18 protein-coding genes and 1 pseudogene are annotated in these 22656 nt (G+C 61.9%); 4 read left to right on the top strand and 15 right to left on the bottom strand.

The features are described 5' to 3' along the window. Nucleotides 1-48 precede the first annotated feature (48 nt). Nucleotides 49-532 (bottom strand): annotated as a pseudogene (locus tag ACVOLZ_RS04490) (RcnB family protein). A 220-nt stretch (nt 533-752) separates the two neighbouring features. On the opposite strand from ACVOLZ_RS04490, the gene ettA reads away from it, so the two are divergent. After that, complete coding sequence (ettA, locus tag ACVOLZ_RS04485; RefSeq protein WP_303748868.1) at nt 753-2417, top strand: energy-dependent translational throttle protein EttA; 1665 nt, start codon at nt 753-755, stop codon at nt 2415-2417. A 347-nt stretch (nt 2418-2764) separates the two neighbouring features. After that, on the top strand, nt 2765-4081 hold the full coding sequence (locus ACVOLZ_RS04480; RefSeq protein WP_481515225.1) for an NCS2 family permease: 1317 nt from the start codon (nt 2765-2767) through the stop codon (nt 4079-4081). A 33-nt stretch (nt 4082-4114) separates the two neighbouring features. Here ACVOLZ_RS04480 and ACVOLZ_RS04475 read toward each other — a convergent pair whose 3' ends face one another. The 6 genes from ACVOLZ_RS04475 to ACVOLZ_RS04450 form a co-directional block, all read right to left on the bottom strand. Continuing rightward, entirely contained in the window at nt 4115-4900 is a 786-nt protein-coding gene (locus ACVOLZ_RS04475) for a DUF3667 domain-containing protein (protein WP_481515224.1), read from the bottom strand. Nucleotides 4901-5078: 178 nt separating this feature from the next. Next, entirely contained in the window at nt 5079-6110 is a 1032-nt protein-coding gene (locus ACVOLZ_RS04470) for a fimbrial protein (protein WP_481515223.1), read from the bottom strand. A 738-nt stretch (nt 6111-6848) separates the two neighbouring features. Next, nucleotides 6849-7895 (bottom strand): fimbrial protein, encoded by a 1047-nt coding sequence (locus tag ACVOLZ_RS04465; RefSeq protein ID WP_481515222.1) that lies wholly within the window; start codon nt 7893-7895, stop codon nt 6849-6851. Beyond that, the gene (locus ACVOLZ_RS04460; RefSeq protein ID WP_481515221.1) at nt 7886-10468 is read right to left on the bottom strand and encodes a fimbria/pilus outer membrane usher protein; all 2583 of its coding nucleotides are present in this window, start codon (nt 10466-10468) and stop codon (nt 7886-7888) included. The genes ACVOLZ_RS04465 and ACVOLZ_RS04460 overlap by 10 nt, the downstream gene beginning before the upstream one ends. A 127-nt stretch (nt 10469-10595) precedes the next feature. Further along, nucleotides 10596-11318, bottom strand: a complete 723-nt coding sequence (locus ACVOLZ_RS04455; protein WP_481515220.1) for a fimbrial biogenesis chaperone — start codon at nt 11316-11318, stop codon at nt 10596-10598. Nucleotides 11319-11394: 76 nt separating this feature from the next. Next, nucleotides 11395-11934 carry a fimbrial protein gene (locus ACVOLZ_RS04450; RefSeq protein WP_481515219.1) on the bottom strand — a complete coding sequence of 180 codons (540 nt, stop codon included), beginning with the start codon at nt 11932-11934 and terminating at the stop codon, nt 11395-11397. A 422-nt stretch (nt 11935-12356) separates the two neighbouring features. Here ACVOLZ_RS04450 and ACVOLZ_RS04445 point away from each other — a divergent pair, with 422 nt between their 5' ends. Beyond that, the gene (locus tag ACVOLZ_RS04445; protein ID WP_481515218.1) at nt 12357-12719 is read left to right on the top strand and encodes a hypothetical protein; all 363 of its coding nucleotides are present in this window, start codon (nt 12357-12359) and stop codon (nt 12717-12719) included. A gap of 266 nt (nt 12720-12985) precedes the next feature. Beyond that, the gene (locus tag ACVOLZ_RS04440; RefSeq protein ID WP_481515217.1) at nt 12986-13963 is read left to right on the top strand and encodes a DUF4434 domain-containing protein; all 978 of its coding nucleotides are present in this window, start codon (nt 12986-12988) and stop codon (nt 13961-13963) included. A 27-nt stretch (nt 13964-13990) separates the two neighbouring features. Here ACVOLZ_RS04440 and ACVOLZ_RS04435 read toward each other — a convergent pair whose 3' ends face one another. The 8 genes from ACVOLZ_RS04435 to ACVOLZ_RS04400 are packed head-to-tail and all read right to left on the bottom strand — an operon-like array spanning nt 13991 to nt 22651. Beyond that, nucleotides 13991-14398, bottom strand: a complete 408-nt coding sequence (locus tag ACVOLZ_RS04435; protein ID WP_481515216.1) for a VOC family protein — start codon at nt 14396-14398, stop codon at nt 13991-13993. A gap of 51 nt (nt 14399-14449) precedes the next feature. Further along, nucleotides 14450-16045 carry an MBOAT family O-acyltransferase gene (locus tag ACVOLZ_RS04430; protein ID WP_481515215.1) on the bottom strand — a complete coding sequence of 532 codons (1596 nt, stop codon included), beginning with the start codon at nt 16043-16045 and terminating at the stop codon, nt 14450-14452. Nucleotides 16046-16090: 45 nt separating this feature from the next. Next, the gene (locus ACVOLZ_RS04425; protein ID WP_481512217.1) at nt 16091-16336 is read right to left on the bottom strand and encodes an acyl carrier protein; all 246 of its coding nucleotides are present in this window, start codon (nt 16334-16336) and stop codon (nt 16091-16093) included. Further along, the gene (locus ACVOLZ_RS04420; protein WP_481515214.1) at nt 16333-18219 is read right to left on the bottom strand and encodes an HAD-IIIC family phosphatase; all 1887 of its coding nucleotides are present in this window, start codon (nt 18217-18219) and stop codon (nt 16333-16335) included. Before ACVOLZ_RS04420 ends, ACVOLZ_RS04425 begins: the two co-directional genes overlap by 4 nt. 10 nt (nt 18220-18229) lie before the next feature. Then, on the bottom strand, nt 18230-19372 hold the full coding sequence (locus tag ACVOLZ_RS04415; RefSeq protein ID WP_481515213.1) for an alginate O-acetyltransferase AlgX-related protein: 1143 nt from the start codon (nt 19370-19372) through the stop codon (nt 18230-18232). Continuing rightward, nucleotides 19369-20343, bottom strand: coding sequence for an alginate O-acetyltransferase AlgX-related protein (locus ACVOLZ_RS04410; RefSeq protein WP_481515212.1), 975 nt, complete (start codon nt 20341-20343; stop codon nt 19369-19371). Before ACVOLZ_RS04410 ends, ACVOLZ_RS04415 begins: the two co-directional genes overlap by 4 nt. A 47-nt stretch (nt 20344-20390) precedes the next feature. Beyond that, nucleotides 20391-21095, bottom strand: coding sequence for an alginate O-acetyltransferase AlgF (locus tag ACVOLZ_RS04405; protein WP_481515211.1), 705 nt, complete (start codon nt 21093-21095; stop codon nt 20391-20393). A 14-nt stretch (nt 21096-21109) separates the two neighbouring features. Then, nucleotides 21110-22651, bottom strand: coding sequence for an NfrA family protein (locus ACVOLZ_RS04400; protein ID WP_481515210.1), 1542 nt, complete (start codon nt 22649-22651; stop codon nt 21110-21112). Nucleotides 22652-22656: the final 5 nt, after the last annotated feature.

The raw sequence follows: 22656 nt of genomic DNA, 5'->3' as shown, positions 1-22656 counted from the left end.
CGCATCCAAGGATGCGCCTCTTCTTATTCAGCCAGCTGCCGCTTTGGCTCAATGATTGAACACGATGTCGGCAATGATGCCGGTGGCGATGGCTACCATCAGCATGTTGCCGCGGTCGTCGCGGATCCAGCGGTGGCCATAGGGCGGGCGGCGCACGTGGTAACGGTCGTAATCGTTGACCACATAGACCGGGCCGCCGTAGTAATTGCTGTAGCGGTGGCCACGTTCAAACCCGTACGGGCGGTAGGCCACGCGCGGCGGCGCGTAGTAGCGGCGGTCGTTGTAACGACGGTCGTTATAGCGGGCATCGCGGTAGCCCTCGCGATAGCCGTTGCTGTAATGGCGGCGGTCATCACGACGGTCGTCACGGTCATGGCCGTGACCCCTGCCGCGATCATGGCCCCCCGCGGTCATCCCAGCCGTGGCGGCCTCGGTCGTTGTCATCACGGTCACCCGCCGCAAAGGCCGGGGCGGTGGCACCTAACGCCAATACGGTGGTCATCGCAGCGACAACAAAGCGGTTCATCTTCATGGGTGGCCCTCACTGGGTTGGTGGACGGTTTCCATAATGCTCACTTGATCTGAACGGTTTCCGGCTGGAAACGGTTACGGCCTTTCCCATTCATAAATCAGCAAGCGCCCCAACCACCTCCGGCGGCCGTGCTGGGGTTCCGGTTATAATGGGCAATTCCCTTTTGCCTTTGGCCCTGTCCTCAACTGGACCGGGCGCAGGCGTGCGCTACGGAGACGTCATGTCCTCGCAATACATCTACACCATGAACCGCGTCAGCAAGGTGGTCCCGCCCAAGCGGCAGATCATCAAGGACATCTCGCTGTCGTTCTTCCCCGGTGCCAAGATCGGCCTGCTGGGCCTGAACGGCGCCGGCAAGTCCACCGTGCTGAAGATCATGGCCGGCGTGGACACCGATTTCGAGGGCGAGGCCCGCCCGCAAGCTGGCATCAAGGTCGGCTACCTGGAGCAGGAACCGCGCCTGGACCCGGCCCAGACCGTGCGTCAAGCGGTCGAGGAAGGCGTGGGCGAAGTGCTGCAGGCCCAGGCTGCGCTGGACAAGATCTACGACGCCTATGCCGAGGAAGGCGCCGACTTCGATGCACTGGCAAAGGAACAGGAACGGCTGGAAGCCATCCTGGCCGCAGGCGATGCCCACACGCTGGAGAACCAGCTGGACGTGGCGGCCGACGCCCTGCGCCTGCCGCCGTGGGACGCGGTTATCGGCAACCTGTCCGGCGGTGAAAAGCGCCGCGTGGCACTGTGCCGCCTGCTGCTGCAGAAGCCGGACATGCTGCTGCTCGACGAACCGACCAACCACTTGGACGCGGAGTCGGTGGAATGGCTGGAGCAGTTCCTGGCGCGCTACACCGGCACCGTGGTGGCCGTCACCCATGATCGCTACTTCCTGGACAACGCCGCCGAGTGGATCCTGGAACTCGACCGCGGCCGCGGCATTCCGTGGAAGGGTAACTACACCCAGTGGTTGGAGCAGAAGGACGAGCGCCTGAAGCAGGAAGACAACCAGGAAAAGGCTCGCCAGAAGGCGATCCAGAAGGAACTGGAGTGGTCGCGCCAGAACGCCAAGGGTGGCCGCACCAAGGGCAAGGCCCGTCTGGCCCGCCTGGAAGAGCTGCAGAGCGTCGACTACCAGAAGCGCAACGAGACCAATGAAATCTTCATCCCGCCGGGCGAGCGCCTGGGCAACTCGGTGATGGAGTTCAAGAACGTCTCCAAGAAATTCGGCGAGCGCCTGCTGATCGACAACCTGTCGATGATCATCCCGCCGGGCGCCATCGTCGGCATCATCGGCCCGAACGGTGCCGGTAAGTCGACCCTGTTCAAGATGATCACCGGCCAGGAAAAGCCGGATTCGGGCGAGATCGTGGTCGGCCCGACCGTCAAGCTGTCCTACGTCGACCAGAGCCGCGACGCGCTGACCGGCAACCACAACGTGTTCCAGGAAATCGCTGGCGGCCTGGACATCCTCAACATCAACGGTGTCGAGATCCAGTCGCGTGCCTACATCGGCCGCTTCAACTTCAAGGGCCAGGACCAGCAGAAGATGGTCGGCTCGCTGTCCGGTGGTGAGCGTGGCCGCCTGCACATGGCCAAGACCCTGCTGCAGGGTGGCAACGTGCTGCTGCTCGACGAACCGTCCAACGACCTGGACATCGAAACCCTGCGTGCGCTGGAAGATGCGTTGCTGGAGTTCCCGGGCAACACCTTCGTCATCTCGCATGACCGCTGGTTCCTGGACCGTATCGCCACGCACATCATTGCCTTCGAAGGCGACTCGCACGTCGAGTTCTTCCAGGGCAACTACCGCGAGTACGAAGAGGACAAGAAGCGTCGCCTCGGCGACGATGCCGGTCCCAAGCGCCTGCGTTTCAAGGCACTGAAGTAATACCCGACAGACGGCCGCCCAGTGCGGCCGTCTGCTTTTGGCGGTGGCTGCAGATCGCGCGGCCGCCGCTTGAGCCCCTCTCCCGTTTACGGGAGAGGGGTTGGGGTGAGGGCAGGCCCTGCGCTGGAAACCGGCATCGCCTTGCCTCGATTAAAAAGTTGGAAGAGCTCAAGAGCGGGTGAAGCCCCCCTCATCCGCCCCTTCGGGGCACCTTCTCCCGCAAGCGGGAGAAGGGACGGCAAGCTTCACCGCATTCAAGCTGCGTCGGCAGCTCACGCGCCTGCAACTGCCCCCGGCCCCCTCTCCACCCAGCGAGAGGTAAAGCCTGCAATCCACGGAACTCCCCCATGTCCCTGCTAGACCGTATCTTCAAACTGCAACAGCACGGCACCAGCGTCCGCACTGAAGTGCTGGCCGGTATCACCACCTTCCTGACGATGTCCTACATCGTCTTCGTCAATCCGGAAATCCTCGGCACCACCGGCATGGACCCGGGCGCGGTATTCGTGGCTACCTGCCTTGCGGCTGCAATCGGCTCGGCAGTGATGGCGCTGGCCGCCAACTACCCGGTCGGCATGGCGCCGGGCATGGGCTTGAATGCGTTCTTCGCCTTCACCGTGGTTGGTGCTGCCGGACTGCCCTGGCAGCAGGCGCTGGCAGCGGTGTTCATTTCCGGCATCGTGTTCTGGGTGTTGTCACTGACCGGCATCCGCGCCTGGCTGGTGGCCGGCATTCCCGCCTCGCTGCGTTCGGCAATCGTGGCCGGCATCGGCCTGTTCCTGGCGATCATCGCGTTGCAGAAATCGAACGTGATCGTCGCCAATCAGGACACCATGCTGACCCTGGGGCCGCTCAATACCGCGCCGCCGCTGCTTGCGCTGGCCGGATTCCTGCTGATCGCGATCCTGGAAGCACGCAAGGTGCGCGGCGCGATCCTGATCGGCATCCTCGCCGTCACCGGCATTGGCTGGGCGATTGGCTCGGTGCAGTACCAAGGTATCGTCTCGTTGCCGCCGAGCCTGGCCCCGACCTTCCTGCAGCTGGATCTGCCCGGCCTGCTGCACCACGACGGCGGCGCGCCACTGGCGGTGTTGCTGCAGGTGGTGCTGGTGTTCGTGCTGGTGGAAGTATTCGATGCCACCGGCACCTTGTACGGCGTACTCGGCCGCGCTGGCCTGCTGAAGCTGGAAGACGGCAAGAAGCGCTTCAGCCGCGCCTTGCTGGCCGACAGCAGCGCGATTGTGGCCGGCTCGCTGCTGGGCACCAGTTCCACCACCGCCTTTGCCGAAAGCGCCTCCGGCGTGCAGGTCGGCGGCCGTACCGGCCTGACCGCGCTGGTGGTTGCCGCACTGTTCCTGGCCGCACTGCTGTTCTCGCCGCTGGCAGCGATGGTGCCGTCCTATGCCACCGCGCCGGCCCTGCTGTTCGTCGCCGGGCTGATGCTGCGCGAGCTGGTGGAAGTGAAGTGGGATGACCTGACCGAATCGGTGCCGGCCGCACTGTGTGCGCTGGCGATGCCGTTCACCTACTCCATCGCCAACGGCCTGGCCTTCGGCTTCATCGCCTATGCGGCGCTCAAGGCCGGCACCGGCCGTTGGCGCGAAGTGCATCCGGCAGTGTGGCTGGTGGCCAGTTTGTTTGTGCTGCGCTACGCGCTGGAGTGATCACAGGGCAAGCTCAACACAGGCATGCGCGGGTCATCCGACCCGCATCACCACCACGGTTGCAGCCAACACAACCAGTATGCTGATCACCGAGAACAATCCCAGCGCCAACGCGCTGCGCCACACGGTCGACCATACCGGCCGCTGGTGGAAGAATTGCACCAGCGAAACCACGCTGTAGCCCATGCCCAGCATGCCGGCCAGGAGCTGGCTGTAAGGTACCCATCGTTGCACCACCATCAGTACCGTCCAGATGACAAAGGTCTGCACGGTCAACAAGGTAGTGACCACCAGCCACTCGGGATAATTCAGTTTGCCGTAGCGGTTGAAGATCAGCCGGAAAGCCAAGGCTTCGATGGGCAACAACATCAGTGTGAACGCCGCGAAGTGGGACTCAACCCAGGCAGTGACTGCCCGGCTGGCCGTCATGAACTGCAGCATTTCGGCAGGCAATACCTTGCCCGCAAGCATCGCTTCCGATGCGCCACCATCGACGATGCTGGCACCGACAATCAGCCGATTCAACAGCAGCACCGCCGCCGACATCATCGTGATCAGCAGCAGCGGCTTGACCTGGTTGCCGCGCCGTCCTTCGATATAGTCGCGCAGCAGTCGGCCCGGCCGCAGCATCAGCTGCTTGAGCGAATACAGGATGCCCCGGTCCATGTGCAGCACGCTGTGCTCAAACTCATGGCCCAGGAAATGCCAATCGATGCGGTGCACCGGAGTCGGCTGCCCGCAATTTGGGCAGTACTTCTGCTCAGGACCGTCGGCTGCGCGATCACAATTGATACAGCTGGTGTCGACGTGCATCCCCATGCATCGCCCCCTTGATGGCAAGCCAGCATTCTAGAACGAGGCGGAGAATCTTCGCCATCGTCTGGCGCCTGGATCTCCGCCACCAAACGCGCAGGGCGATAGCCAGACGCCAATCCGTTGATGCCAGCCACGCCCACCTGCGCCAACAGGCATCAACGGCCCTCTGACCAGCCCCTCCCTAGTTGTACTGAATGGTGAAGGTGGCTTTGCCGTCTGCCCTGCCCGGCGTCACCCTACCGGCCCGGGTCTGAATGTAGCGCGCCCGCAACGGCAGGCTCATGGTGCTGGCACCAACCACGCTGCTGCCGAGGTCGATGTTCTCTGCAAACCTCACTGCTTTCTCGGCAGTACCATTGCGCTGTACCAGCTCGATACCGATGCGAGCAGCCACATCTGCGCCAGCAGCCAGTGGCAACACGCCCGGAAGATTGGAGCTGTCCTGGAGCGCATCCAGTCGAATCCCGATCCTGCTCTGGTACTGGGCAACATTGCTACCTTGGCAATCCAGACGGATATCGAAGTCGCGATTGAGCGCATGGCTACCGACGCCTGTGAAGGTGCTGGCGGGCACCGATCCAAAATCCACCACGATATTGCGACTACCCGCCTGCACCGAGCAGGTTGGGTTGACCACGGTTGTGCCGGTACCCCTGAAGGTTGAGACCAACACCGGCTTGATCGGGCCGTCCCCATCAAAGTAATAGGTGGTGAACCTGCCATTGGGGGCAATCAAGCCGGACCCGGTGATTGCCGCAGTCTTGACCAACTCCACCCGGAACCTGCCACCAATCAGACTGACCTCGCCGCTTGTATTCAGCGGCAGGGTATGTGGATAGAAGCTCTGAATGGATCCGGAGTCGCGATAGACACGAATGCCTATACCTGCAACATTGGTAGCGTAAACATTGCTGAAGCCTGCCACCCCTGTCTGCTGTGCGGCATTGATGTAACGCCCGTTGGCACTGCCTGCGCCTGTGCATTGGGCGACACGATCGCGTTGATCAATGTTGACTACCAGCTCCTTGATCACTGCACCCACCGGCACGCTTGGCAGAATCACCAACTGCCCCATGTCCATCTGCACATCCTGGGGAATGAAAACACCTGCATTCAACCTGCACACTGCCTGCGCGGCGGGCGCCAGCGCCACCAAAACCACACCCGACACTACTGCCCGCAACACGCCGATACGCGCATGAATAAAAGACATATTGCCTCCATCGTCATGAAAGCCGGCCGTACGAAAACCCGCTTGACCAGCGACTGATAAGCGATGCCGCAATGTCAACGGCGACACTCACCTGGCGCAACGCGCAGGCAAAAGTCGGCTGTTGTTTTTCGCACACACCTGCGTCGTGCCTGCTGTACATGCAGCGCGGCCGAACATGCTCAACAGGTCTTTCGTACGAGCGCAGGCTGCAGTTGACTGCAGTGCGATCCGACGCGTGGCGTCAGCTGTAGTTGAAGGTCAGGTTCAAATCACGGAAGCAAGCATAGTGGCAACGGGAGGAACGCAGTCCCGCAATGCCAAAACGCATGTCCACTTTCCCGCAGGGAAAGCCGGTGATTGAATTCAGACAGCCAGCACCTTGATCGGCATAGCCAAGCACATAGGCAAGCACCTCCGTTTGCTAGTTGGATCGAACGCAATCAGGCGTATCGATTACACCATTGATGTCGGAGTAAACGCGCGACATCACACCAATCACGGCCGGCCATACACATTGGCGCAATAGCCTCGACCGCCACAATCAAGAACAAAAAATACACATCAACACAATGCATGCACAACATTACGATACACGCGTCCATGGGCCGACTTGAGTAGTACCGAGCCCTGCCAGTAACGAGCACCGTCCACGCGCGCAACCATGTATGAAACGAAATGGCACAGTCGCCGCTGCATACTGATCCGCCACCCTGCGAACGACAGCCACGCTCCAGAATATCAGTTGTACTGGATGACAAACGTCGCCATTCCTCCTGCCTTACCCGGCCCTATTGGACCCGCCCTAGTCTGGATATAACGCGCACGCAAAGGCAAGACCAGCGTTCCGGTGTTCATGGCTCCCGTGGCAATAACGATGTTTTCACCGAAGCGCAGCAGCTTTTCACCTTGTGCTCCACGTTGAACCATTTCTATGGCGATGCCCGAGGCTGCGTCGGCCGACGCAGCCAGAGGCAATACTCCCGGTCGATTTGAAGCATCCTGCTGCGCATCGACACGGACACCAACCGTGGACCCGGCCACGTCCGAACTCTGGCAATCAAGCTCAATGGTGAAGTCACGGTTCGCCGCCACACTCCCCACCCCAGAGAAAGCGCTGGCGGAGACGGAACCAAAATTCACAGCAATATTCTGGCTGCCCGCACTGGGCTTGCAGGTCGGAGGCTTGATCGTCGCCCCGCCGCCGACAATGCTAAGGCCGACTATTGGCCTTTCAATGGAATACACCTGGTGCCCCGCAAACAGGCCATTGGGCGCGATAGGTCCACTACCAACATCGGCACTGGTCTTGATCAACTCCACAACCACGTTTGAACTTGGGATTCCGAATGATTGGAAAGGCCAGTAGCTGATATCAGCGGGATAGTACATCGTACTTTGTCCTCCCCCCCCAACAATGACAGTCTGTCGCACCCTCATTCCGACCCCGGGAATGGCGGTCTTGAATACTGACATCAAGCCGGGCAACATACTTGTGGGCCAAGATGCATAGAAAATCAACCGCGACGAGTACACCGTCGTTGAGTCACAAAGGAAGGTGTTCGAATTCTTCGCAGTGACTGGAAAGGAACGCGTAAGTATCACCCCGCCGACTGGCAGATTCGATGGAACACTGATCTCACCCATATTGATGTCAATGTTCTGCGGAACAAAGCTCACGCCAGGGTTCACCCGACAAGTCGCCAGCGCGCGCTGCGCACCTGACAGCGACAGTGCTGCAAGCATGGTGGCAGCGAGCATCCGCATCGATCGTTGGATCACAGGCATACAGTCTCCACCGAAGTTATTCCAGACGTCTGCTGACCCGGGTCAGCAGCTACGTGGTAATCAAACACGCACCTCTGCGATGCCTGCGTCCCCCATTCAACCCGGAGCCTGCCGCTATCGTGCTCACTACGCACGTAGAGGCGTCCACCTTGCCCGACCAGGCCTACCAGTTGTCCCTGCTCATCCTTGACCGACGCGCCCAGCGGTAGCGACTTTCCGGCAGCACCGCGCACGCTGATCAGCAGCGCCCTACCGCTACGCGTCTGGAAGCGCAGCAAACTGATCGCGCCAGCGTAAGGCGCAACCGATTGGCTGCTGGACTCAAGTTCAACATCACGCGACATCTCCGCCGGATCAAGGGTGACGGCATTGAGCCGGTATGGCGATACGTACGGCACCACGGCATAACCGCGACCATCCACCCGCAATCCCAGGGCATTGGTCAAGCGGGCGTCGGTAGCACCGGGAGCATGCACCAACACCATGGTGTCGCCACGATACGGAACAAACGTTACGCCACCGCCATGCACCACCGCGTTGCCACTGGCGCTGAGCGACAATTGACGGAAGTCATCGGAGTATCCGTAGGCCCCGTTAAGGGTTGCATAGCGGCCTCGATAGCCCGCCGAAGCCATCACACTGGTGCCGCCACCGCGGCTGTCGACCAGGGTCAGCCCATAGTCGATATTGTAGTCAGGCCCGGCGGATCCACTGATACCGATACGGCTGCTTTCATAGCCGCGACTGCGGTTTCCCGCACTGCCATCGCGCATGCCGATATCCGCATTGAACGCCACGGGCCGACTACGCCTGCCCAATGGCACGCTCATGCTGAGCAGGTATTGGGTATCGCGGACCGCAGGCAGGCCTGCTTCGGTACGAACCGCCGAGAAGCCAAAGTTCACCGCACGCCAGGCATTGCTGTAGCCCGCCTGGTACTGCACGCTGGTACCAGCAATATCGTAGAAATCTCGTACCGACCCAGTCACATACAGTGCCCCCCAACCTTCGGCCAGCGGCTGGTTCAAGGTCAACTGGAACTGACTACGCTGCCGTCCATAACGTTGCGCGTCGAACCCGCGCGAAATTGCATCGCGATGGTTCAACGCATCCTGCAGGCTGTAATAGCCGCGGGTTGAATACCGGTACGCAGCCAGCGTCACGTTGGTACCCAACGGACCAATCAGGTTGCTATAGCTCAGCCGCATGCTCGAGCCCAATGTATCCTGGCCGCCCTGAAAGCGCGAGCGCGCATGCGTCAGGTCAAACGACAACGCGCCTATCGGTGTTGCCAGACCGGCTCCGTACAACAGCGCTGCATAGTCCTGGCTCAACAGCCCACCGCCATACAACGTCAGGCGATTGCCGATGCCCCGCTGGTAGGTGCCTTGAGCCAACCAAGGCTCATCCAGCATGTTCTCATCGCGCACTTGGCCTACCGTGAGCGCGTAACGCGACATCCCAGGGCGCAGCATCTGCGCGACCGCACCAAACGGAACCTTGAAGGAGCGAGTGCGACCATCGGCCTCGACAACACTCACGTCCAGGTCACCGCCATAGCCGGTGGGGTACAGATCATCAATGACGAAATTACCTGGCGACACCGTACTGGAGTAGATCAGCTGCTGGTTCTGACGAATCTCCACACGTGCATTGGTTTCGGCGATACCTCGTATGACGGGGGCGTAACCACGCAGAGAATCAGGCAGCATGCGGTCGTCGGTGGCCAGGCTGATGCCGCGATAACCCACCGAATCAAACAACTCACCACTGGTATAGGCCTCACCAACGGTGAGCTCCCCACCCACCCCTGCGAATCCCCGCTGGGCATAGGTTGCAATGCGCTGCCAATGGCTGCCTGTACCCTCGCTCCAGGTCAGGTTGGAGTCCTGGCGAAGCTGCCATCCACCCAGGTTCAAACCCATGTTCAGACCAAGATAGGCGCTCCGATTGCGCTGACTCAGCACACCACGGGTCTGCCCATCAACCATGTTGAAACTGTAGCCGACAAAGCCCGCATTGATGCCGCGGTCCCATAGCGCCGGATTCACATATCCGCGCGCCTCGCGGCGCAGATTTACCTGCGGGATGCTCAGGTCGTAGCGCAGATTGCCACTGTCATAGATACCGAATGCATTGGGCATGCGCTCCTGCACCTGGTAGCAGGAATCTGCCGTGTTGGTGTTGGCGGCCTGCAGTTGTTCGGTGTCTACACCAAGCTCCTCAAGCAGCGCGATGTCCAGGCAGGCACCAACCTCGCCCTGTCCATTGGCGCGGAACGGCAGGTCGCGGCGTCCCTTCCAACTGCCATTTACATAGATATCCACCCGATAGTCGCCCGCCACCATCGGATTGCCATTGCTGAAGGCGGACAGATCGACCTTGGCACCAGAACCGGAAAGAAAGTTGGAGTCGAACTGTGCCACTTCGGGAGCAGCAGGTTTGGCCGGGCCACCACTTACCAACAACGCTTGCTCACCGAGATTGCCGTTGGGCTCAGGAGCCGGTACAGGCGCCGCCCAGACATGCAACGGCAGCACCGCGCCCGCGGCAAGCAGGAGTATCGGCAACAATCGGCCCTTGTCCACTGCTGCATCGACAATTGACCTCCGAATTGATAGTGACAACCTGCTCTCAATCACACCGGCTTCCTTCAAAACGATCGCAACCGCGAACACGCTCAATCCATCGAGCTGCTACTCAGGGACCGGCCACTACGCCGGCGCTGTTCTCCACCCTTCCGCCGTAGTCGTTGATGGTGATGAAACGCACCTTGTCGACGGGGCCATTGGCATCCAGCAGCAATTGCTGGTTGGGTCCGACCATCTTTCCTTTCTCTTCAATCAGTCTGTCTGCGCTGGCGCTGACTGCATGCACCTCCGCCAACGTCACGTGGTAGGGCGTTGGATTCTCTGCGCGCAGCTTTCCGTCCGACCAACTCCAGCGCAGCTTCGACGGCGCATCGTTGGCGATATCCGGCAACCCTTTGGGGCGATAGAACAGCTTGATCCGCGAGCGGAAAGCCACCTGCAGATAGTTCTGCTCTTCGCCGGATTCTTTCGGCGATGGAGCAACATCCAATACGTTCAACCAGAACAACGACTCGCGATCCTTCGGCAGATCGGCGCCGGTGAAGATCACCCGCAACGCCTGACTGCGCCCCGCCTCGACACGTGCGATAGGCGGCGTCAGCAAGAATGGAGCATCGCTGTCCTCTGCCGTCTGCTCGGGATTGCCGCTGTCGATCCAGCTTTGCACCAACGAAGGAGCCTCGCCGACATTATTTACCTGGACGGTGATTTCCCGCGCCTGCTCAAGGTAGATCACCCGGGTCCCGCTGATTACCACGCCCGCCAGGGCCAGCGGACAAAACGACACCATCAACACCGCGCCAAGCAGTGCTTTTGGGAAATGTGATTTCATCGCAGCCACTGCTTCTATACGCGGAATAGTTCCCTCGACCGACCGCATCGCCGGCCGAGGGTCCCGACAACTGCAATCAGTTGTAGATGATCGTGTACTTCACGCTGCTGGTGACTTCACCTGGGGTCGCCGCACCTTGCGCGTAGTACTCAACCGCGTAGTTCAGGTTTGCCGAACCGTCTGCAGCAACGGTGACCCACTGCGAATTGGTCTGCGGCTGGCCGGCACCTGCAGCCGTGATCGGCAGCGCAAGATTGTTGCTGCCCAGCAGCTGCAGCTGCACCTGGGTTGCTGCGTTGGCGGTAGCGGTGTTGTTCAAACGACCGCTGCTGGCATCGATGGTGGCACCCGGCTCGAAGTAGGTCGCCACATTGCCGGAATCGCATTGGGTCAGACTGATCGAGAACGGCGTGCGGCCGGCAACCTGCCCACTGGCAGCCAATGCGCTGGCACCAACGGTCGGCAGCGTTACAGTGAAGTCCTTGCCCTGCGGGGTAGAAACGGTGCAGGTCTTGTCGGTGATTTCGCCGTTGAAGGTGATGGTGCCGTCAGCGGCGTTGGCGGCGAGCGGAGCTGCTGCCAGGAGGAGTACTGCGATGATGTTGACGTTGCGCATTGCGATTACCTTGCTCTGATGGAATGGAAGTGGGTCCGGGGCAAGCAAGGAGTTCAACGGAGCAGCACTCAATCCTTGACTCGCTTCCCGATCAGAACTCGACACCTGCTGTTCGAGAACTGGACGAGAAGTTATCAGCATTAAATGTGACGCTCTCCACATAAATTGCCAATTAGCCATTCCAATCAAATCTGCAACAGCCCTTCGCATGACGCCTGCATGTGCAGCACATGCGCGAGCTCTCGTGTACCCGGATTACAGCAGGCACAGTCGATCGGCCAGGGTTTCATCTGCCGTGGACCAGGAGCGATTTGATCGTGATCACTCAACACGCGTGATGTCCGCGAGCAGAACGGCATGTTGCCTCTTCTGCTCCGCTTCTGGCAGGCGCCTACTGAAGTCCCCAAACGCGGAGTACGGCCATGATTCGTTCTCTTCTGCTAGGTGCGGCGTTGCTTTCCATCACTTCGGCAACCAACGCAAGTCAAGGCACCATTCGCTTCGTGGGACGCATAGTTGATTCGGGCTGCAACATCGGGCTGGTGCGCGATCAGCAACAACTGAATCTGGATACCTGTCCGATGTCTGCGCTAGGCGCGCAACTGCAGGTATCCACCCTGGCCACCGGCGATGTCATCACTTTGGCTGCGTACCACAAGCAGGTTGGCCTTGCGGCGCATGTAAACGAATCACAGCAGCGCTTTTTTTCCAAAAGCTATGCGCTGCAAGCTCGCCCCGATCAACTAGAAAAAACAGGCTATCTGGTAGTGGTCACCTACCCGTGACACCTCCCAAGGCGCCCGGCAGACCCGCAATGGCCTGCCGGGCTTCGTGCAGACTATGCTTGGCCATCCGATGATTGTGCAGCAAGCAGTGACATCGGCAACCAGAGCACATCCGTCGACGCACAGCTTGCGCACCAGATTGACCATCGTGACGGCCGCCAGCCATACATTGCTGAACCGCCCACGTGCTTGCTCCACCCATGCTCCACAACGGCGGCACGCTCTGGGATCATGTGTGGGTCTCTGTTTCCGGTGTCTGCGTACCCATGAACGCCGTCTCGCACAACCGCCGGCGCCTGTTGCAGGCGACTGCGCTGATCCCAGCCTTGGTGGCGCTGGCCGGGCTGCCTGGCTGCTCGCTACCAGAGCAAGTGGATGGCACCTTCCTGCAGCCTTGGCGCGACCACCAGAACTGGACCGCCGCGGACTGGCAACGCTCGATGGCATTGGCCCAGCGCGCTGGTTGCCGCCAACTGGTAGTGCAATGGAGTGGCATCCTCGGCGGCGCGGAAGGTGATTGGCATCTGTCCGATACCAGCTTTGCAATGCTGTTCAACGCCGCTGACCATGCCAACATCAACGTGCGCGTCGGCTTGCCGTTCGAGCAGCGCTGGTGGCAGGTAATCAGTGCCGATGAAACACAGCTGCGCGACTTCTTCGCCACCAGCCTGCAGCGCGCCCGCGCTTGGCTGGACCAGAGCAGCCTGAGCCGGCAGCAGCGCTTTGCAGGCTGGTATCTGCCCTATGAGCTGGAGCAGTACCACTGGGCCGAACCTGCACGTTTGCAGTTGCTGGTTGGCTGGCTGCACGATCTGCAGCAGGCGACGATCACGCGCGGTGGCGACTGCGCCATCTCCACTTACTTCAGCCGCCTGCAGACCGAGGGGACATTGGTTGGCCTATGGCAGCACGTGCTCGATGGCACCACCCTGCGCCCGATGGTGCAGGACGGCATTGGCGTAGCAGGCCAGGACAACCACCAAGCGTTGGCACCACTGCTGGCCTTGTTCAAGCAACGCGGCGTGGCCTTTGATGCCATCGTTGAACTGTTCCGCCAACTGCCGCCACCAGCAGCCGACGGGAGCCAGTTCCACGCTGAGAGCGCCGACTTCGCCCGCGTACAACAGCAACTGGAGTGGGCCCGCGCCAGCGGTGCTGGCAATGTGCTGGTATATGCACTGGAACCCTGGCTCTCACAGGACACGCCCCAGGCCAAAGCGCTGCGGCGGGCCTGGGGTTTATAGCGCTGCCAGAGCGCACAGCAAGAGCGGTCAGGCGGCCTCGATCAGTTCCAGCAGATGCCCGTTGCGCAGGAAAAGGAAAACGATGCGGCGGCCACCAAATGCAACCGCTGCGGCCGGCTCAGCGGTTCGGCGTGCGCCCGCATCTTCCAGTGCATCCAACGCCACATCGAAATCCTTCACCTCGAACGCCTGGTGATACATACGTGTGCGTCGGCTGAGCACACCCTGCACCGGCGAGTCGGCCGAGGTTGGCACCAGCAGCTCCAGGCGCGGCCCGGGCCCAACCAGAAAGCGCCCCTTCACCCGCTGTACCGAATCCTCGAATTCCTCACCTTCCTGATGGTAGCCAAGCTGCTCCCACACCATCTGCTCCAGTGCGAAATCCTTGCAGGCAACGCCAATGTGATGAAAGGTGCAGCCAAGTTTTTCCAGCATTGCGGGTCACCTGCGACAGAAGAGGGAAAACAACCGGACCGATTGCCGGATTCAGAACTGGAAGTAGAGGAAGCGAGCGGTCTTGTCCAGGTTCAACATTGCATAGGCGAGCACCAGCAGCGTCAGTACCAACCAAGCCAGGTTCGGCCGCCAACGCATCCATGCACGCGGCGCCGGCGACGACCCTTCCAGCGCGGGGGAATAGGCACCCATGATCTGGTTGGAGTTCGGCGCCAGCCAAACGATCGCCAACAGCGTCGCAATCATCAGGCCCGGGGCCCAGCGCTCGAACAGCATACGCAGCAGATCACCGCTGCTCCAGTCCGGATTGCCAGCAAATATCGCCTGCAGCGGGAACAGCACTGGCGTCACCGACTCCATGCCATGCAGGCCGGTCATGCCCGCCAGCATGCGGAACGCATCAGCGGTGCTGTTGGCCCGGAAGAACAACAGCGCCACCACGACACACAGGAAGGTGAGCAGTACATAGCCGACGCGATGCCAGCCGCGTGCAACCGTACCGAGCGGAACCGGACCGAACTGGCGCCAGGCGTGATTGATCGCCAGGTAGCTGCCATGCAGCAGGCCAAAAATCAGGAACTGCAACCCGGCACCATGCCAGACGCCGGCCAGCCCCATCGTCAGCACCGTCGGGAACACCACCATGCTGGAGAAACCACGCAGGGTTGCAGTGGCTTTGCGCCCCACTGGCAGGCCTTTCTGCGCCCGTGCGCGGGTGATGGCCAAGGCAACCGGGTTGTACAGGTATGCAGTGAGATAGCGCGTCAGCGTCATGTGGAAACGCGTCCAGAACTCGATGATGCCCGTCGATTTGTACGGCGAGTTGAAGTTCATCGGGAAGCGGATGCCAAACATCTTGGCCAGACCCATCGCCATGTCCGAATAACCGGAGAAATCGAAGTACAGCTGCAACGCATAGGCCAGCGCGGCAGTCCACGCCCCCAACAGCTGCAGTTCACCCGGCGCCGAAAAGCCCGTCTCGGCCCATGGCGCGATGTTGTCGGCCAGCAATACCTTCTTGGCCAGGCCAATTACGAACAGCGCGCCGCCCACGCTCAGGTTCTCCGCCTTGAAGCGATAGTTCGCACGGTCGGCGAACTGCGGCATCATTTCCTTGTGGTGCAGGATCGGCCCGGCGATCAGGTGCGGGAAGAAGGTCACGAACAGCACGTAGGATGAAAAACCACGCTCGCGCACCACGCCAGCGCGGCAGTCGAGCAGGAAGCCCATCTGGGTGAAAGTGAAGAACGAGATGCCCAGCGGCAGGATGATGTCGCTGGTGCTGTGCGCGACCAGCCCCCAACCATCCAGCACGCCCAGCAACGATGCAAAGTACTTGTAGTAGAACAGCACGGCCAGGTTGGCCGCGATGCCAAACCCCAGGACCCACAACTGCAGCTTCGGCCTGTCCTCGGTGGACAGGATCACCAGGCTGAGCAGGTAGTTGAATACGATCGACGCCATCAACAGCACGACGAAGGCAGGGTTCCACCAACCGTAGAACACCAGCGATGCAAGGCTCAGCCATATCGCTGCCAGGCTGGGACGAATGCCACCAAGAAGGTAGTAGCCGCCTAGGGCGATGGGAAGAAACAGCAGCAGGAACGGGAGTGAGTTGAACAGCATGGCTTCGCTTCGTTGAGGCCGGGCTTGTGGCCCGGCCGGGTTGGATCAACCGCCTTTCTGCTTCTGGATCAGCGCGATGAGCTCACCTATGTTGCGTAGCCCTTCTACTTCCGAAGCCTTGAAGCGCACACCGAAACGCATCTCGGTGGCGACCATGATGTTGACGTTGCTCAGCGAATCCCAGGCAGGAAAATCGGCCGCGCTGGATGCCTCGGTGATCACCACCGATTCATCGTCGAAAACATCACGCAGGGTTTCCTGGAGGATGGCGAGAATTTCTGCGTTGTTCATTGCTTGCTCCTGATCTGCATGGGGACATCCCCTGGTTTGAATTCTTCAAGCTCCAGCACCCAATCGCTGCCGGATTCATCCTGCGAGCGAAGTGAGAAGCCCAGCTTTTCGTAATGTGCGGCGACCATGCCGTTCTTGGCCGTCGCCCGGAACTGCCCCACCAGGCGCTTGGCGCCGGCCTCGCGGGCTTGTTCGACGAGCACCTGCAAGGCAGCCTGTTCGACCCCCCGGCCCAGCACCCGGCAACTCATCAGCCATGTATCGATGATCCACTCCGCGTCCGCCTCCCGGCTTGGCAGTGCGACGATGATCGAGATGATGCCGTTGTCGCCAAACGTATCGGACAGACGCAAGCTCAACAGCACCGCCCCTGGCGTCGCCATCAGCTGCTCGACCTCCGCATCGCCGTGGCGGCGGGTGGTGAGGTTGAACTGGTTGGTCTTGTTGATCAGCTGGACAATGCGGGCTTGATCGGTGGCATTGAAGGGCGCCCACTCCAGCACCATCGCCAGGCTGGCCAGGTAACCGGCCAGGTCACCCTGGCTGCCCCGCAGCAGCTCACGCTGCTGGTTGGCTTGGTACTGGCTGGCGCGCTCACGGTCTTCGGCGGTCAGCGCCAGCGATTCGAAGTAACCAGAACCAGCGACACATTCGACATACAGCGCAGGGTCCTCGGGCATTTCGGGGACGCGCACCATCGGCAGCTCGCGGCGGACCAGGTTGCGTTCGAACGGATTGTCGTCGGCGAACACCAATGCATCCACACCGATGTTCAACTGCTGCGCGATCGAACGCAGGTTGCTGGCCTTGTCGTCCCAGTTGGCGACAAAACAGGCGATGTCCTCGGTACGCAGCACCATCTCCGGGTGCGACTGGAAGGGCAAACGGGCGTTGCTGTCGTCATTCTTGGAACAGACCGCCAGGATGATGCCGCGTCGGGACAACTCAAGGGCATAGCGCTGGAATGCGATGAAAGCTTCGCCCTCCGCACTGCCCTGGCCGAGCACGATGCGCTCCAGCCCATCATCACCAATCACGCCCCCCCACAAGGTGTTATCCAGATCCAGCACCAGGCATTTGCCGGTGGCACCGCGCCGCGCCGCAACCAGGCGCGCGACCAGTTCGCCGAGCATCGGCGCTGCAGCCGGAGAGACGTACTGCTTGGCGCGCAGCCACAGACGAGCGTCATGCCACTCACCCAGGCCATCGCGCTGGCAGGCGTCATCCAATGCAAGGATGTCCACGCCCTCTTCGTCTGCAGCAATGCGCAGCGCTGCGTTGATCTGCCGCAGCATCGCGTTGCTGACGCCGCTGAAGCGGTGCTCGTTGTTGCCCATCAACGCCGGGAACACCGGCATCAGAGTGGGCTGGATGACCTGCGCGCCAAATGCCTCGCGCGCCAGCTTCCAGACGCCACGTAGCTGCGCGACCACCGTGGCGATCCGGTCATCGGCCTCCTGCTGGGTCAACAGCGCCACGCCCTGCCCGAGCAGGTGCCACGGGTCCATCGCACACACCACCACCTGCGGCGCGAACGAATGCAAGCCCGAGCCAGGAGTCAGCAACTCCTGGTAGTACTGGGCGTAATCCGGAAAGTAGATCTCGGCCTGCATTCCCCAGCGCATCGCTGCAATGCGCAACCCCGGTGCAAGGTGCTCCAGGGTGGACGCGCCGAGTATCGCCATGCGCACGCGGGCACTGTCCGCCACCTGCAGCTTTCCATCCTGCAACGCACTCACCAGGCGCTTGTCCAGCTTGGCTACCTGGAGAAAGTCCAGCGATTCGTTGGCCAGCCCAACCAGCTGGTCCCAGCGAACCTCGTCAGCACGCGTGGCCAGATCCAGGCGTTTTACCCAGTCGGTCGATTTCGGCAACCAGTTCATTGCAGGCATTTCAGTGTCCTTGTGAAGCGTTGGCGGCGCTTGGCATGCCAACCGTCTCGCGTTCCAGCGCTGACAGCGGCTGCAACAGCGACATTTCCGAGAGCTCCCACACCACCAGCTGCAGGCCTTCCGGCAAGGGAGTCTTCAGCACGTCCAGCACCGCGTCGGCGAACTTCCCGCCATCACGGCTCTGGTTGAGGATGGGCTCGTGCAGATGACGGCCGAGCTGCTCGGCGAAATTGCTGCGGCGGGAATTGGAACTGCCTGCCAACAGGACGCGTGCCGTCGGGCCGTCATCCAGCAGGCCACCGCTTGCGACCATTTCGATCGTTTGCGGCACCTCCTTGTCCAACGCCGGACGCCAACCGTCAGGCGCACGTTCCAAACCGGCCAGCACGATAAGATCGCCCATGCGTGACTGTTCGGTGGCGGCTTCGGAGATGGTGTACTCCTGCGTCCCCTCACCACCCAGCAGCGGCCTGGCCGTGTCAGCGACTGCGCGCGCGGCCCGCTCAGCGCCGGCCTGGTCCAAGTGCACGTCGGTGCGGTAATACGGCAGCGGCAAAGTCTCTTCGGCCAGCGCACGGCGCAGCTCGACATGCGCGACAGCGGCTTCATCGAGCGCCTGTACGAAGCCCTCCAGCTGCATCTGGCTGGGTACGGGACGGGACAGTCCACACAACTGCTGGGTGGCGATGCGTGACTTGTCCGGCACGGTCACCACCAGCAGTTGTACGCCGCGCTCGCGCAGCGCAGAGGCAATCTTTTGCATTACCTGTACGCGCACGGCCTGGGCCTGCGCCAGATCGGTGCCGGCCGGCGAACGCAGGCCGTCGGCGTAGAACAGCCAGCCCGGGCAACCCTGCAACACCTGCGGCCCCAGCTGCCCCAGCATGCGATAGCGCCAGGCGGCATCGGCGGTTTCCAATGGCTCCTTGAATGGCAGCTGCAGGCTTTCCTCGACGCCGCGCGCAGCCTTCCCTACCCATGCGCTGCTGGCGTTGAACGCTGGCACTGCGTCCGTTCCCTTCAGCTGCACGGCCGCGTATGCCATGCCCGCAGCCATCAATGCCAACCACACAGCAGCGACCCGGCGATGGGCCGGACGCTGCTGTGTGTCTGCTGCCTGTTCCTGCCCTGGCTGCCCGCTCATTTGGCCAACGCCGCCTGCACCCGGTTGCGCCATGCTGCCGGTGCAAGCAGCGCGGAGGCATCCCACTGCCCGGCCACATCCGGGCCGAACAGCAACTGCGACTCATTGAGCTGCCACACCACCACGTCCGGCTTGTGCTGTGCGAACGCATCGGACTCCAGATACTCCAGCAACACCGACCACGGCCCGAAGTTGCCGTACTTCCAGGTCAGGCCAACCGGTCGGTCCAGCTTGTTGGACAGCATCTGCGGGAAGCCCAGATAGGGCTGCACCGCACTGTTGCCAATGACCTGCACAACCGGCACGTCATCATCCAGCAGCCCGCCCTGGTCGGCCAGCTTGCGCACGGTGTAGATCTCCTGACCTACCGTTTTGCGCTGCGCGGCGGTCATCAGCTCGGTGAAGTCACTGAACCGCCGCTCCTTGATCCAATCCCCCAGCGCCTTGCCGCTACCGGCCTCGCCAGAGAGGGTCCAATGCTGTTGGATCACGCCTGCGGTGGCCTGCGCTGCAGCTTCCGCGCTCCAGGCCGTCCAGTGCGAATCCTTGCGAAAGAACGCGCCCTGCCCGCTCTGCTCGACGGCGGTCAATGCCGGCATCAGGTCGACACTGACGATGCCAGCGGCTTTCAGCTGCTCCTGCGCGGTGGCATAGCGCGGCTGTGCGGCTGCACTGATCGCGCTGCCATCAGGCAGGTTGCCCTGGCCGAAGCGTGCCTTCAGCGGCACCACAACCACCACCAGGCCAATCCCCTTGGCCTTGAGCAGATCATTGGCATCGCGCATCAGCGCGATGTTCTCGCGCATTGCCGCCGTACCGGCCTGGCTCATGTCATCACCGGCATAGAACAGCCAGTTGTCCTTGCCCACCAGCACCGCCTGCGCGGAGGCCGGAGCGGCCACGCTGGTCGCAAGCAGCGTCACCATCAGTGCGCTGGCCAGTCGTGGCAGGAATCGAATGGTGTTCGGCATTGAATCTTCTTCCTGTGAATTACGATCGTCTGCGTTGAGCAACATGCTCAACGTGCACGATAGGGTTCGGTGCGTGCAGCCTGCCCCTTGAGCACCGGCGCGTTGGCAGTACCGGTGACGAACAGGCTGTAACGGTCGCCGGCCTTCAGCGCCGGCAGCTGCAGCGGCGCGGAGGCACGCGCACCACATTTGGCGAGCAGGGTCGCCTGCACCGGATTGATCGCGCGCGTACCACGGCTTGCCTCGGCTACCGATGCCAACACCACGTCACCAGAGCTGAGTTCCAGCCGGGCATTGCAGCCGGGCACCAGGTTGTAGAGCGCAAGCTCCGCCTTCAAACCGGTATTGCCGGTCGCCTGCTGGTCCTGCACGACCCGCACACCTGGACCGGCGCCCACCAGCAAGGTCACAAAGCCACTGGCCGGTGCTGGCGTTGCCACCTGCAGTGGCTTGCCATTGACGCGCACGCGGAACGGCTGGCCACCAGGCTGGACGTAGTAATCGGTTGCAACCTTGCCACCGGCCGAAACCTGCTCGCCGCGCCCCTCACCCACCTGCACGCTCACTGGTGCGGCCTGGGCGTTGGCAACGCGTACATAGATGGAGCCCTCCGGTGGCAACGCGTACAGCCGCGCCACATCGCGCGCGGCAGAACCTGACGGTGACGCGGCGGCCTGCAGCGGCACAAGAACTATGGCCATCCAGATCGAGCAGCGGACGGCGTAATGGATCACGCCTTTGAAAACGGGCATGCGTTACTCCTGGATCAATAAGAGAAATAGAGACCGGCAAACATGCCCTTGGAACGGTCGTCCCCGGCCACGCGCAGGCGGTACTGCAAGTTCAGTTCGACAAAGGAGCGCTCGGCACGATGGCTGTCACCACGGAACCAGTAGCGCGCCAGCACGCCAGGCCCGATTCCCAACGTGGCTTCGCGCGCCAGCAGGTTGTCGTAGCCCCCGCTCACACCGGCGTAGGGCACAAGCACCAGCTGCGGGCTGGCCTGGTCCATGCGGAACGCGCGGCCGTAGCGCACATCCAGCGTACCCAGCGTCTGTGGGTGCTCGGTGAAGCGATCAGCTTCGGCATACACCTGCCAGTAGTTCCAGCTGCTGACGTCCTGCCGCAGACCACCGCCACGCCCTTCGGACCATGCCGCACGCAGCAGCCAATCATTGCGGCTGTTGTCACCGGCACGCAGGAAGCGCTCCACCGCGACGACGACATTCTGCGTGCGGAACGGTTTCCAACGCGCACCCAGCACCACCTGGTTGGTCGACATGCCGGTCGCGCCACCCGTGCCGTCGTACAGGGCCTGGCCCAACCGTGCATACAGCTCGACGCGGGCGCCGTTGCGATTGCCAATCACTGGCGGACGCCAGAACACCTCCTGGCTGGCCTGCAGGGTCTTGCGCGCCGAAAGTGAGGGTGCAAACGCAGGGTTCATCACTCCGACCGTGCCGTAGCCCAGTGCCGCGTTGAAACCCCATTGCCGCTCCAGGTCGGAGATCGCCTCGGTCAGGTTGCGGCGGACCTTTGGATCCTGGCTCAGCTGGCCCGCGTCGATAGCGTCCACGCCCTTGCTGAACCACGCTGCCGACCAGTCATTGCGATAGGCACGCTGCGCGGCATAACCGGCACCGAGCAGCTGGTCAGCAGGCAGCTGCTGTGTGCGCAGCGGCTGCAGTTGCGTGCGGGCTACTGCCTGTTGGCCACTCATCGCCAATGCATCGGCATGCAGCACACGGTAGGCGATGTTGTCCGGCTCCGCTTCCGAGGCGGTGCCCGCTGCAGCCGCAGCCTCACGATACCGGCCGGATGCATAGGCCTTGTAGGCTTGGTCAGCCGCTGTGTAAGCAGGGCTGCCCACCGCCCCGCCGCTGCCAAGGGCAACACTGCAGATCATCTGCTCACCCTCGCCAGTGCAGAAGACCCGCGGCGCCGGCACGCGGTCCGGCGCGCTGCGTATATCACCTGCCATGTGCTTGAGCGCGGCCATCTGTTCCTCAGGCAACCAATCCTGCGCCAACGCCAACTCCAGGTCGGCGTCAGCAGCGGCCTTGTCGCCGCCGCGCGCGGCGGCGTAGGCACGCATCGACAACGCCGGCACATCCAGCTCGTCCTGATCCAGCGCCGCAGACGCTGCCTGCCGCGCTTGGTCCAGCTTTGATAGTTCCAGCAACGAGGTGATCTGCAGATAGCGGTAGCCCGCCACATCAGGTGCGAGCTGGATGGCGCGTGCTGCAGCCTCAAGCGCTCCTGCATAGTCCTTGCGCTCGTATGCGCGCCAGGCATCACCCGCCGGCACGGTCG

Source organism: Stenotrophomonas sp. STEN020 (genome assembly GCF_056760195.1).
The sequence above is the reverse complement of the archived record's forward strand: the minus strand, read 5'-3'. Positions and strand labels throughout refer to the sequence as shown.